The 12,904-nt window shown below is 61.2% G+C and carries 13 protein-coding genes; 6 read left to right on the top strand and 7 right to left on the bottom strand.

Annotation, left to right across the window (positions count from 1 at the left end; genetic code table 11):
* The first annotated feature begins 4 nt into the window (after nt 1-4).
* From GIW02_RS10800 to gcvH, 5 genes are all read left to right on the top strand, one after another.
* Nucleotides 5-1,222 (top strand): 2-octaprenyl-3-methyl-6-methoxy-1,4-benzoquinol hydroxylase, encoded by a 1,218-nt coding sequence (locus GIW02_RS10800; RefSeq protein WP_236410762.1) that lies wholly within the window; start codon nt 5-7, stop codon nt 1,220-1,222.
* A gap of 326 nt (nt 1,223-1,548) precedes the next feature.
* Nucleotides 1,549-2,553 (top strand): extracellular solute-binding protein, encoded by a 1,005-nt coding sequence (locus GIW02_RS10795; protein ID WP_236410743.1) that lies wholly within the window; start codon nt 1,549-1,551, stop codon nt 2,551-2,553.
* Between the two features lie 155 nt (nt 2,554-2,708).
* Nucleotides 2,709-4,325: an ABC transporter permease gene (locus GIW02_RS10790; protein WP_236410744.1), complete on the top strand. Its 1,617-nt coding sequence runs from the start codon at nt 2,709-2,711 to the stop codon at nt 4,323-4,325.
* A gap of 156 nt (nt 4,326-4,481) precedes the next feature.
* The gene (gene gcvT, locus GIW02_RS10785) at nt 4,482-5,564 is read left to right on the top strand and encodes a glycine cleavage system aminomethyltransferase GcvT (RefSeq protein WP_236410745.1); all 1,083 of its coding nucleotides are present in this window, start codon (nt 4,482-4,484) and stop codon (nt 5,562-5,564) included.
* A 52-nt stretch (nt 5,565-5,616) separates the two neighbouring features.
* Nucleotides 5,617-6,000 carry a glycine cleavage system protein GcvH gene (gcvH, locus tag GIW02_RS10780; protein ID WP_101273500.1) on the top strand — a complete coding sequence of 128 codons (384 nt, stop codon included), beginning with the start codon at nt 5,617-5,619 and terminating at the stop codon, nt 5,998-6,000.
* A gap of 125 nt (nt 6,001-6,125) precedes the next feature.
* On the opposite strand, the gene GIW02_RS10775 is transcribed toward gcvH, so the two are convergent.
* The 7 genes from GIW02_RS10775 to GIW02_RS10745 all read right to left on the bottom strand — a co-directional run bounded on the left by GIW02_RS10775 (nt 6,126) and on the right by GIW02_RS10745 (nt 12,199).
* Nucleotides 6,126-7,268, bottom strand: a complete 1,143-nt coding sequence (locus tag GIW02_RS10775; RefSeq protein WP_236410746.1) for a DegT/DnrJ/EryC1/StrS family aminotransferase — start codon at nt 7,266-7,268, stop codon at nt 6,126-6,128.
* A gap of 159 nt (nt 7,269-7,427) precedes the next feature.
* Nucleotides 7,428-8,093, bottom strand: coding sequence for an outer membrane beta-barrel protein (locus tag GIW02_RS10770; RefSeq protein ID WP_236410747.1), 666 nt, complete (start codon nt 8,091-8,093; stop codon nt 7,428-7,430).
* A gap of 162 nt (nt 8,094-8,255) precedes the next feature.
* A complete protein-coding gene (locus GIW02_RS10765) occupies nt 8,256-8,573 on the bottom strand; it encodes a DUF2388 domain-containing protein (RefSeq protein ID WP_122541969.1) in 318 nt (105 codons plus the stop codon).
* Nucleotides 8,574-8,642: 69 nt separating this feature from the next.
* A complete protein-coding gene (locus GIW02_RS10760) occupies nt 8,643-9,089 on the bottom strand; it encodes an NfeD family protein (RefSeq protein ID WP_236410748.1) in 447 nt (148 codons plus the stop codon).
* 10 nt (nt 9,090-9,099) lie between these two features.
* Nucleotides 9,100-10,020, bottom strand: a complete 921-nt coding sequence (locus tag GIW02_RS10755) for an SPFH domain-containing protein (RefSeq protein ID WP_010564478.1) — start codon at nt 10,018-10,020, stop codon at nt 9,100-9,102.
* 77 nt (nt 10,021-10,097) lie between these two features.
* Entirely contained in the window at nt 10,098-11,777 is a 1,680-nt protein-coding gene (locus tag GIW02_RS10750; protein WP_236410749.1) for a GspE/PulE family protein, read from the bottom strand.
* Between the two features lie 83 nt (nt 11,778-11,860).
* Complete coding sequence (locus GIW02_RS10745) at nt 11,861-12,199, bottom strand: hypothetical protein (RefSeq protein ID WP_236410750.1); 339 nt, start codon at nt 12,197-12,199, stop codon at nt 11,861-11,863.
* A gap of 127 nt (nt 12,200-12,326) precedes the next feature.
* Here GIW02_RS10745 and GIW02_RS10740 point away from each other — a divergent pair, with 127 nt between their 5' ends.
* A complete protein-coding gene (locus tag GIW02_RS10740) occupies nt 12,327-12,797 on the top strand; it encodes an Lrp/AsnC family transcriptional regulator (RefSeq protein ID WP_043046970.1) in 471 nt (156 codons plus the stop codon).
* Nucleotides 12,798-12,904 lie beyond the last annotated feature (107 nt).

Raw genomic sequence — 12,904 nt, 5'->3', positions numbered from 1 at the left:
GGACATGCGCGCAGATGTGCTGATTGTCGGGGCCGGAATGGTCGGAAGCGCGCTGGCGCTGGCGTTGCAGGGCAGTGGCCTGCAGGTGCTGCTGCTCGACGGCAGCCCGCTGAGCGTCAAGCCGTTCGACCATGACGCGGCCTTCGAGCCCCGTGTGAGCGCCTTGTCGGCCGCCAGCCAGCGCATCCTGGAGCGCCTCGGCGTGTGGGAGGGCATTGTCGAACGGCGCGCCAGCCCCTATGGCGAGATGCAGGTGTGGGACGGCAGCGGCACTGGGCAGATTCACTTTTCGGCAGCCAGCGTGCACGCCGAAGTGCTCGGGCATATCGTCGAGAATCGTGTGGTGCAGGATGCCTTGCTCGACCGCCTGCACGACTGCGACCTCGGCCTGTTGGCCAACGCACGCCTGGAGCAGATGCGCCGCTCTGGCGATGACTGGCTGCTGACCCTGGCCGATGGCCGCAAGCTGCGTGCACCGCTGGTGGTGGCCGCCGATGGCGCCAACTCCGCCGTGCGCCGCCTGACCGGCACCGCGACCCGCGAATGGGATTACCTGCATAACGCCATCGTCACCAGCGTGCGCAGCAGCCAGCCGCACCTGCGTACCGCGTGGCAACGGTTCACCGACACCGGCCCGCTGGCGTTTTTGCCGCTGGTGCGCGATGGCCAGGAGGACTGGTGTTCGATCGTCTGGTCGACCACGCCGGCGGAATCCGAACGCCTGATGGCGCTGGATGACGAAAGCTTCTGCCGTGAACTGGAACGCGCCTTTGAAGGGCGCCTGGGCACCGTGGTCTGCGCCGATCCGCGTGTGTGCGTGCCGTTGCGTCAACGGCATGCCAAGCGTTACGTGGCCGAAGGCCTGGCACTGATCGGCGATGCGGCCCACGTGATCCACCCGTTGGCGGGGCAGGGCGTGAACCTCGGGTTCCTCGATGCAGCGGTGCTGGCCGAGGTGCTGCTGGCGGCGACCGAACGTGGCGAACGCCTGGCGGATGTGAAGGTGCTGAGCCGTTACGAGCGTCGGCGCATGCCGCACAACCTGGCGCTGATGGCGGCGATGGAAGGCTTTGAACGCCTGTTCCAGGCCGATCAACTGCCATTGCGCTGGTTGCGTAATGCAGGCTTGAAACTGGTCGATCAGATGCCCGAAGCCAAGGCCGTATTTGTGCGCCAGGCCCTCGGCCTCACCGGCGACCTGCCAGACCTCGCCAAGCCCTGAATTGAAATAGGCCCCCGATGGGCAGATGGGCAGATGGGCTTTTGTCGCTGTTGTGGCGAGCGGGCTTGCCCGCGTTGGGCTGCGAAGCAGCCCCAGTAAAGTCACTGAGTTTTTTCCGGAAAAACCGCAGCGCCTGGTTTTGGGGCTGCGAAGCAGCCCAACGCGGGCGAGCCCGCTCGCCACAGGGGAATGTGTCTGCTTTTGAAGTGGACCAGCCCATCCCGCGCAAATCCCTGCTATGCAACATCTGGTAACGCCTCCACCAAGCGCTACCAAATGTGAGTCCCTATCATTTGGCCTCTTTTTGCAAATGAGAGACCGCACCCATGTTGGCACCCAAGCGCCTCCTGACTGCCCTGGCACTCACCCTCATCGGCAGCACTACCGTGCAGGCAGCCGACGAAGTCGTGGTCTACTCCTCGCGCATCGACGAATTGATCAAGCCGGTGTTCGACGCTTACACCAAAAAGACCGGCGTGCAGGTGAAGTTCATCACCGACAAGGAAGCCCCGCTGATGCAGCGCATCAAGGCCGAGGGCGAAAATGCCACCGCCGACCTGCTGCTGACCGTCGACGCCGGCAACCTGTGGCAGGCCGAGCAAATGGGCATCCTGCAGCCGTTCACCTCTGCGGTGATCGACAAGAACATCCCCCTGCAATATCGCTCCTCCACCCATGCCTGGACTGGCCTGAGCCTGCGCGCGCGGACCATCGCCTACTCCACCGACCGGGTAAAACCGGGTGACCTGACCACCTACGAGGCCCTGGCCGACAAGCAGTGGGAAGGCCGCTTGTGCCTGCGCACGGCGAAAAAGGTCTACAACCAGTCGCTGACCGCCACCCTGATCGAAACCCATGGCGCGGCCAAGACCGAAGAAATCGTCAAGGGTTGGGTCAACAACCTGTCTACCGACGTGTTCTCCGATGACATCGCGGTGCTTGAAGCCATCAATGCCGGGCAGTGCGACGTAGGGATCGTCAACACCTACTACTACGGCCGTCTGCACAAGCAGAAGCCGGACCTCGCGGTGAAGCTGTTCTGGCCGAACCAGGGCGACCGTGGCGTGCACGTGAACCTGTCGGGCATCGGCCTGACCCAACACGCGCCGCACCCGGAAGCGGCCAAGGCCCTGGTGGAGTGGATGACTACGCCTGAGGCGCAGAAGATCTTTGCCGACGTGAACCAGGAATTCCCGGCCAACCCGTCCGTGCCGCCATCGGCCGAAGTGGCGACCTGGGGCAAGTTCGTGGCGGATACCTTGCCGGTGGAAGTGGCAGGCAAGCGCCAGGCTGAGGCGATTCGGTTGATGGATCGGGCTGGCTGGAACTAAAAGCACCGCAGTTCCAAATGTGGGAGCGGGCTTGCTCGCGAAAGCGTCGTGTCAGTCGATATAGGTGTGACTGATAAACCGCTTTCGCGAGCACGCCCGCTCCCACATTTTGGTTCGCGGTGTGTCTAAAATCTTCATTCTTTGAGAATTAACCCTTGGCCCACCCCGACCAACGCCGCTGGTACCTGCCGGTCTTCAGTGTCGCCGCCCTGGTGCTGCTGCCGCTGAGCGTGCTGTTGCTGTCATGGCAAAGCATCGACAACCAAATCTGGTCCCATCTCTGGGAAACCCAGATGCCGCGTTTGCTGGGCAATACCCTGATGCTGGTACTGGGTGTGGGCGTCGGTGTGACGGTGCTGGGCGTCAGCCTGGCTTGGCTCACCAGCCTCTGCGAATTCCCTGGCCGGCGCTGGCTGGATTGGGCATTGATGCTGCCCTTCGCCATCCCGGCCTATGTGTTGGCGTTTGTGTTTGTCGGGTTGCTGGACTTCGCAGGCCCCGTGCAAACGTTGCTGCGCGAGTGGTTCGGCGCAGGGTTGCGCTTGCCCCGGGTACGCTCCACCAGCGGCGTTATCATCGTGTTGGTGCTGGTGTTTTACCCCTACGTCTACCTGTTGGCGCGCACCGCCTTTCTGGCCCAGGGCAAAGGCTTGATGGAAGCGGCACGGGTGTTGGGGCAATCGCCGTGGCGGGCGTTCTGGCACGTCGCCCTGCCCATGGCGCGGCCGGCGATTGGCGCAGGCGTGGCCTTGGCATTGATGGAAACCCTGGCGGATTTCGGCGCGGTTTCGGTATTCAATTTCGACACCTTTACCACCGCGATCTACAAAACGTGGTACGGCTTTTTCAGCCTGTCCAGCGCGGCCCAACTCGCCAGCCTGTTGCTGCTGGTGGTGATGCTGGTGCTGTACGGAGAACGGCGCGCCCGAGGCACCAGCCGTGTCGGCAATGAGCGGCCTCGGGGCAAAGCCCTGTACCACCTGCGCGGTTTCAAGGCGGCGGCGGCCAGTACCTGGTGCGGTTTGGTATTCGCGTGTGCTTTTGTCATTCCGATGCTGCAACTGGTCGCCTGGTTTTGGCAGCGCGGTCGGTTCGACCTGGATGAGCGCTATTGGGGCCTGATCGTCCACACGCTCTATCTGGGCGGCATCGCGGCGCTGATTACCGTCAGCGTGGCGCTGCTGCTGGCCTTCGCCAACCGCCTGGCGCCGACCCGGGCGATTCGCTCCGGGGTCAGCCTGGCCAACGTCGGCTACGCCTTGCCAGGCTCGGTGCTGGCAGTGTCGATCATGTTGGCGTTCAGTTACCTCGACCGTGAACTGTTAGTGCCGCTGTCGGGTTGGCTGGGTGGCGCGGGCAAACCCTTGCTGCTTGGCAGCTTGTCGGCGCTGGTGCTGGCGTATCTGGTGCGTTTCCTGGCGGTGGCCTATGGGCCGCTGGAAAACAGCCTGGCGCGAATCCGCCCGTCCTTGCCGGAAGCGGCGCGCAGTCTTGGGGTGAGCGGCCCACGACTGTTTTGCAAAGTGTATCTGCCGCTGTTACTTCCCGGGACGCTGAGCGCGGCGCTGCTGGTGTTCGTCGATGTGCTCAAGGAAATGCCCGCAACCCTGCTGATGCGCCCGTTTGGCTGGGACACGCTGGCCGTGCGGATTTTTGAAATGACCAGTGAAGGCGAGTGGGCGCGAGCCTCGTTGCCGGCGCTGACCCTGGTGTTGGTCGGCCTATTGCCGGTCATTGGGTTGATCCGACGCTCTGCCCGTCAAATCGGTTAGGTGCCAGTCCTACGGCTTGCGGCTACAATGCGCGGCATTCGGTGCGGTCCGTCTTTCGGATCGAGTCGCTGTGCGTGGCTGCAGGCCTTGTAATACAGGGCGTAGGGCACGAACGGCTACGCTGCGCACCTTCGCCAAGCCCGGAAGGAGAAACCCATGGGACAGCGTACGCCTCTGTATGACCTGCATCTCGCCCTCGGCGCGAAAATGGTCGATTTTGGCGGTTGGGATATGCCTCTGCACTACGGCTCGCAAGTTGAAGAACACCATCAGGTGCGACGCGACTGCGGGGTGTTCGATGTATCTCATATGACCGTGATCGATGTCACCGGCCCCCAGGCCAAGGAATGGCTCCAGCACCTGCTGGCCAATGACGTCGATCGTTTGCATGGCTGCGGCCGTGCGCTCTACAGCGCCATGCTCAACGAGCAGGGCGGCGTGGTGGACGACATGATCGTCTACCGCACCGAGGCCGGTTACCGACTGGTCGTCAACGCCGCCACCCGTGACCAGGACATGGCCTGGATGCAAGCCCAACTGGGCGCGTTCGACGTGCAGCTGCATGAACGTCCCGAGTTGGCCATGCTGGCCATTCAAGGCCCGCATGCCCGGCAGAAGATTGCCGAGCTGGTCACCCAGTCCCGTGGCACCCTGATCCATCAGCTCAAGCCCTTTGAAGGCCAGGCCGACGGCGATTGGTTTATCGCCCGCACCGGCTATACCGGTGAAGACGGCCTGGAAATCGTGCTGCCGGCCGATCAGGCCCCCGGGTTCTTCAACGACCTGGTGGGCGCGGGCATCTCACCCATTGGCCTCGGCGCCCGCGATACCCTGCGCCTGGAAGCCGGGATGAACCTGTACGGTCAGGATATCCACCAAGACGTTTCGCCACTGGCGGCCAACATGGCCTGGAGCATCGCCTGGGCGCCTGCCGAGCGTGACTTTATCGGACGGGCTGCGCTGGAGGCCGAGCTGGCGGCGGGTGTGCAGTACAAACTGGTCGGGCTGGTGCTGGAAGAACGCGGAGTTTTGCGCGCTCACCAGGTGGTTCGTATCGCCAATGTTGGCGAAGGAGAGATCACCAGTGGTAGTTTCTCTCCTACGCTGAGCAAATCCATTGCCCTGGCGCGTGTACCGACGGCGACTGCCGATCGGGCCGAAGTGGAAATCCGCGGCAAGTGGTACCCGGTTCGAGTGGTCAAGCCGACCTTCGTGCGCCATGGCAAAACCTTGATCTAACTATTTACGGCAGGCCAATGGCCGCTGACATTTCTTCTTGAGGACACAGACTATGAGCGATATCCCTGCCGACCTGCGTTTTGCCGAAAGTCACGAATGGGCCCGTCTGGAAGCGGACGGCAGCGTGACCGTCGGTATTTCCGATCATGCTCAGGAAGCGTTGGGTGACGTGGTGTTTGTTGAGCTGGCCGAAGTCGGCGCTACGTTCGAAGCGCAAGGCCAGGCGGGTGTGGTTGAGTCGGTGAAAGCCGCTTCTGACATCTACGCCCCGGTGGCTGGCGAAGTGATTGCCGTGAACGAAGAACTGAGCGGTAGCCCTGAGCTGCTGAACTCCGACCCGTACGGCGCGTGGATTTTCAAGCTCAAGCCAAGCAACCCGGCTGACCTTGAGAAACTGCTGGACGCTGCTGGTTACAAAGCTGCCATCGGCGAGTAAACGCAGAACCCATGTGGGAGGGGGCTTGCTCCCGATGACGGAGTGTCAGTCTACTAATCAGTGACTGATGCACCGCCATCGGGAGCAAGCCCCCTCCCACATTGGACAGTGTCAGCTGTGAGTATTCAGTTCGCTGTCAAAACCGCTTTAACCGCCGCTACCGAGCGCTCCACATCTGCCTCCGTCATCGCCGTAAACATCGGCAACGACACGATCAAACGCCCAACACGCTCCGCTTCCGGGAACATGCCTTCCTTGAACCCTTGTGCCCGATACAAGCTCAGCAGGTGGATCGGCGGGTAGTGATAGCCGATACCAACGCCATGGGCCTGCATCTGCTCCATGAACGTTGCGCGCGCCGGCAGGCCGTCCTGGCGCTCTGGCAACACCAGTTGGAACAGGTGCCAGTTACTGTTTTCGAAATCCGCCGGCGGCAATTGCGCGCCGTATTTTTCCTCGAAATCGCTGCCAAAACACTTGAAGTAGTGCCGGGCCAGGCTTTGGCGATGAGCGGTGATCTGCTCGATATGGGCAAACTGCCCCAGGCCGATGGCTGCGGCGATATCGGTCATGTTGAACTTACCGCCCAGCACATCCACGTCCAGGCCGTCGAAGCCGGTGCGGGTAACGCCTTGTAGACGGTATTTCTCCGCGAGGCGCGCCTCCTCGGCATTGTTCAATACCAGGCAGCCGCCCTCGGACGAGGTGATGTTCTTGTTGGCCTGGAAGCTGAACGACACGAAATCACCAGTGGCCCCAATGCGTTCGCCATCCCAGCTGGAACCCAGCGCCTGGGCGGCGTCTTCGATGATGCGCAGGTTGTACTTGTTGGCCAGCGCGTAAAGCATCGGCATATCCAGGGGCAGGCCGGCCAGGTACACCGGAATGATCGCCTTGGTGCGCGCGGTGATCGCGGCTTCCACCTGGGCCAGGTCGATATTGCGCGTTACCGGGTCGATATCGGCGAACACTGGCGTGGCGCCCACTTCGAGAATCACATTGGCCGTGGCGACCCAGGAGATCGGCGTGGTGATGACTTCATCACCTGGCCCGATGCCCGCAATGCGCAAGGCAATCTCCATGGTGCAGGTGCCCGAGTTGAACGTACGCACCGGCCGCCCGCCGAAATATTCCGACAACTGTGCCTCGAATGCCTGCACTTTCGGCCCGCTGGTGATCCAGCCCGAGCGCAATACATCGCCAACCGCCGAGATGGTGGCTTCATCAATAGTGGGTTTGGAAAACGGCAGGAAGGGCTGTTGGCTCATAACGACGAAGGCATCCGTTTCAGGTTGGCGATGAGTAGACGAGGTAGCAGTACCGGCATGGTTGCATGGTTCGACTGAATATAGCCTGTCGTGCGTGAATGAATCGTCATGTGGCGGGCAAAAAAATGCCGCTTTATCAGCGGCATTTTTAACTGCAGGTCAGAACGATAAGCGCGCTTCAAGAAACACGTTCTGTTCCTTGAGCTTGCCTTTGAGCTGCTCGTCGCGCGCGTTTATCCGGTTCGCGAAGGTGTTGTAGCCGGTTTCAACATCGCCCATGTCCACGTAACGCCAGCCAGCGCCCACGGTAAGGCTTTCGCTGACCTTGGCGTCCAGGCCCAGGCCCACGCTGTAGGCGAAATTGTATTGGCGGTTGCTGGCGAAGCGTCGGGTGTTATTGCCCTGATAACCTTCGGCATCAATTTGCGCCATACCCACACCGGCCATGCCGTAAAACGATAGCCAGTCATTGATCGGGATATTTTTATACCCGTTGATCATCAAGCGCTGGCTGTCGACGTCAAGGCGATTGACGTTGGCATTGAAGGGCGCCCAGTGGGAGTCGAACGTCGAGCTGTTGGGGGTGGTGTATTCGCCCTCCAGGCGCCAGCCATTGGTGAAGGCATACCCTGCGGCGAATGAACCGGTGAACGCTTTGTTGCTATCAGGCGCCGCCACTTGATGGGTAACGCGCGGGCTGGTCAACAGTGAGCTGGAGAGGTTCTGGCGGGCACTGTTGAGCTTTGCCGAGCCGTACCAGCCTTCTGCTTGTGCATAGGGGCTGGCGATAGCGGCGAGGAGCAGGATGGCAGGTAGTTTTCCCATGGTTCTCGATTCACTGGGTGACGTTAGGAACCGATAGCTTGTTACTGGGCGAGTCAGGCGATCGAGAGGACTTTTCCTATTCAGTCGTCCTTGAGCCCGGTTGCAGGAAAAGAGCGCAAAAAAAAGCCGCTCATGAAGAGCGGCTTGTTTGGTCAGGCGGTATTACTCGGAAGCAATGGCGTTTTTCGCCAGGATGGCGTTGGCCAGTTCCATGTCCGTGGCCTGCAGGCCAGGGTTATCGGCGCGGACTTTCTGCATGGCGGCTTCCAGGTACGGGCCGCGGATGCCGCCGTCGCTGGCAACGAAGCTGCCGGCGTCGTCTTGTGCAGCGACCACCAGCTTGTGGTCCTTGAAGGTCAGGTACGTCGAGCCGGTAGTGGCGCCCGACGAGATGACATTGCGCCAGAAGCTGTCGGCCATCGCTGAACCGACAGGAAGGGAAAGCACAGCAAGGGTTGCGACAGCATATTTAAGACGCATGATGGGTGACTCCGGGTGGGTTATCTGTACTCTATGATTGTAGTTAACCCAGCCGAGTTCCCTGACTGATTAAACAGTTACAACCTTTAGGACCACCCCGTCCTGGCCAATCACCTTTACCTGCGCGCCTACAGGACTGTCGGGGCCGGTCACCATCCATACCCCGTCGCCGACCTTGACCTTGCCCCGGCCATCTACAATGGCTTGATGCACTATGAAGGTGCGGCCGATCAGCTCCGAGCCACGCTCGTTAAGCCCCGGCTGGTCACTGGCTTTGGCACTGCTGCGCTGGCGCTTCCACCAGTACACCGCCGTCAGTATCGACAACAGGGCAAACAGCAGCAGCTGCCACTCCAGCCCCAAAGGCGGAACCAGAAACTTGATCACGCCCACCGCCGCCGCCGCGATACCCATCCACAGCAGGTAGCCCCCGGCGCCGAATACCTCAAGTATCAACAGCACCGTGCCCAGTGCCAACCAATCCCAGAATGATAAATGCTGCAGGAACTCCCACATGGCGATGGCCTCAGCCTTTCTTGCTGTCGAACGTTGCCTTGACGATCTCGCCGATGCCGCCGACCGCGCCGATTACCTGGCTGGCTTCGAGCGGCATCAGGATGACCTTGCTGTTATTGGCCGAAGCCAGCTTGCCCAAGGCGTCGATGTATTTTTGCGCAACAAAGTAGTTAACCGCCTGCACGTTGCCCGAGGCAATCGCCTCCGACACCACCTGGGTGGCGCGGGCTTCCGCTTCGGCCTGACGCTCGCGGGCTTCTGACTCCAGAAACGCCGCCTGCCGGCTACCCTCGGCCTCCAGGATCTGCGCTTGCTTTTTCCCTTCAGCCGTCAGGATTGCCGACGCCCGCAGGCCTTCGGCTTCCAGGATTTGCGCGCGCTTGATGCGCTCGGCTTTCATCTGGCCCGACATCGCGGCCATCAGGTCGGCGGGCGGGCTGATGTCCTTGATCTCGATACGGGTGATCTTGATCCCCCATGGCGCGGTGGCTTCGTCGACGGTCTTGAGAAGTTTTTCGTTGATGCCGTCACGCTGGCTGAGCATGGCATCCAGCTCCATGGAGCCGAGCACGGTACGGATATTGGTTTGCAGCAGGTTGCGGATGGCGTGCTCGAGGTTGTTGACCTCGTAGGCAGCCTGGGCGGTATTGACCACCTGGAAGAAGCACACGGCGTCGATCTGCACGGTGGCGTTGTCGGCGGTGATGACTTCCTGCGGCGGAATATCCAGCACGCTTTCCATCACATTGATCTTGCGACCGATGCGGTCCATGACCGGGATGATGATGTTCAGGCCAGGCTTGAGGGTGTTGGTGTAGCGGCCGAAGCGCTCGACGGTCCACTGGTAGCCCTGGGGTACCACCTTGAAGCCCATGAACAGGATGGCGATGGCCAAGCCCACAAAAAGCAGCAGCACTGTTCCGATCTGCATATCGATTCCTTATCTGATGGTGCCAGTGAAATGACAGTGGGCCGATTGTAACGGTGTTGTCACCAATAAGAGCGGATTCACCCCGTAACAGCAAAAGGATTTGTTACTGAATCCCCGGGTGTCACCCGCAGGACTTCACCCAGCGTGGTTAGCCCGGTCTTCACTTTTTGCAGGCCGGCCATGCGCAGGCTGCACATGCCCTGGCCAATGGCTGCCTGGCGCAATGCCTGCACGTCGACACCGGGCGTGATCAACGCTTTGAGGTCGTCGTTCAAAACCATGATCTCGTAGACCCCGGCGCGGCCCCGGTAGCCGCTGTTTCTGCATTCCCCGCAGCCAATGGCCTCATGGGCGTCACCCGCCGCGCGCTTGCAGTGCGGGCATAACAGTCTTACCAGGCGCTGCGCCATCACGCCCAGCAAGGTGGCTTTGATCAAATAATGCGCGATGCCCAGTTCCTGGAGTCGGCTGATGGCGCCCGGGGCGTCGTTGGTATGCAGGGTCGACAGCACGAGGTGCCCGGTCAGCGCGGCCTGAATCGCCATTTCGGCGGTTTCCTGGTCGCGGATCTCGCCAATCATGATGATGTCCGGGTCCTGGCGCAGCAGGGCGCGGATGCCGCTGGCGAAGGTCAGGTCGATGTTGTGCTGCACCTGCATCTGGTTGAACGCCGGTTCGACCATCTCGATGGGGTCTTCCACCGTGCACAGGTTGACCTCCCGGGTCGCCAACTGCTTGAGGGTGGTGTAGAGCGTGCTGGTCTTGCCTGAGCCGGTAGGCCCGGTGACCAGGATGATGCCGTTGGCTTGCCGGGTCATGGCCTGCCAGCGCTGCTGGTCCACAGGGGAGAGACCCAACTGGTCAAAGTTCTTGAGCAGTACCTGTGGGTCGAAAATCCGCATCACCAGTTTTTCGCCAAAGGCAGTGGGCAGGGTTGAAAGCCGCAGCTCGACTTCCGCGCCCGTCGGGCTTTTGGTTTTGACCCGCCCATCCTGGGGTTTGCGTTTTTCCGCCACGTTCATGCGGCCCAGGCTTTTCAGGCGGCTGACCACCGCCATGGTGACCTGGGGCGGGAACTGATAAACGTCGTGCAGCAGCCCATCAATGCGAAAACGCACACGCCCCTGCTCACGGCACGGTTCTACATGGATATCACTGGCCCGCTGGCCAAAGGCGTACTGCAGCAACCAGTCGACGATATTGACGATATGCGCGTCATTGGCATCCGGCTCCTGGTCGCCGGCGCCGAGGTTGAGGAGGTCGACCGTACCCTGCGCCGCGACTTTTTGATCGGCGCCGCTGACCGACTTCGCCAGCCGGTAGAACTCGCCGATACAGCGTGCAATGTCCTGGGGGTTGGCAACCACCCGTGTGATCGAGCGCTTGAGCACCTGCGCGAGCCCGGCCTCCCAACCGCTGACATGGGGTTGGGCGCTGGCGACGGTGACGGTCTGCGCGTCCACGGCCACCGCCAGGATGGCGTGCCGTTGGGCAAACGCATAGGACATCAGCGGCACGACCGTCGCCGCGTCGATCTTCAACGGGTCGATACGCAGATAGGGCTGCCCCGCCTGTGTGGCCAGCCACTGGGTGAGGGTTTCCAGGCACGGGCCTTCGGCGGCGACGCACTCCAGGGGGTGTCGCGCAGGGTCGGTCGGCAGGCTCGACAGGCGCTGTGCAATGTCGGGCGTGATCAGCTTTGCATCGAGCAAAGGCGGCAACAGCGCAAGCAGTTCCAATCGTTGATCAGCGGGCATGCAGGTTTCCAGGGCGGTATAGGACGTACATCCCAGGCTAGCCAGCCTCTAAATCTCTGCCTTCGCGCGAGTATTGCAACCCTTTACCGAGTGGCGGCCAGTGCCGCTTGAAGCCCCATGGAATCAGCTGGGCGCAGTTCCAGCGTGCACACGCTGATCAGGTTTCGAATCTTTTCACCGATCACTCGGGCGCGGTGCCAGCTCAGGCCATCCATCAGGATGTCGAGGTGCAGCAGGTCGTCTTCCCGGTTCACCGTAACCTGGCTGGGCGTCAGGAACTGCAAGGCAAAAAAGTTGAGTACGCGGCACAGCACATCGGGCTCAGCTTCGGCGACGATCCGATAATGCGCCTGGCAATGGGCGCTGTTGACCGCCCATGCGTCGACACGGGCAGGGGCGTGAGGGGTTTCGACGGCGTACATGCTGGCTCTCCGGATTTGACTGGAGAAATTTTTACATGCTGGAACGGAGATTTTTTATCTAAGATAGGTCCGTTTGGCGATAAAACGAATCAAGCAATCCAGCGGGTATGGGAACGAAGGTATTTTTATGCACAGTGAGTTGGACGTCTACGACCGCCGTATCCTGGCGTTGCTGCAAGAGGACGCCTCGCTCTCCAGCGCACAGATCGCCGAGCAGGTTGGGCTGTCCCAGTCGCCGTGCTGGCGGCGTATCCAGCGGCTCAAGGAGGAGGGCGTGATCCGGGGACAGGTCACCTTGCTGGACCGCAAGAAAATCGGTCTCAACACGCAGATCTTCGCCGAGGTCAAACTCAACGCCCACGGCCGATCCAACTTCACCGAGTTCACCGAGGCCATTCGCGGGTTTCCGGAAGTGTTGGAGTGTTACGTGCTGATGGGGGCGGTGGATTTTCTGCTCAGGATCGTTGCGTCGGATATCGAGGCGTACGAGCGGTTCTTCTTCGACAAGCTGTCGATGGTACCGGGGATTCAGGAGGTTAATTCGATTGTGGCGTTGTCGGAGATCAAGTCCACGACCAGCCTGCCAGTATTGCGCTGACAGGGCCGACCCTATCGGGGGCAAGCCCCCTCCCACACTGACTGTGTTCACAAATAGAAAGTTGTGAACCCAATCCACTGTGGGAGGGGGCTTGCCCCCGATGGCGA

The sequence above is a fragment of the Pseudomonas syringae genome (genome assembly GCF_021606685.1).
GTDB classification, from domain to species: Bacteria; Pseudomonadota; Gammaproteobacteria; order Pseudomonadales; family Pseudomonadaceae; genus Aquipseudomonas; species Aquipseudomonas syringae_R.
The sequence above is the reverse complement of the archived record's forward strand: the minus strand, read 5'-3'. Positions and strand labels throughout refer to the sequence as shown.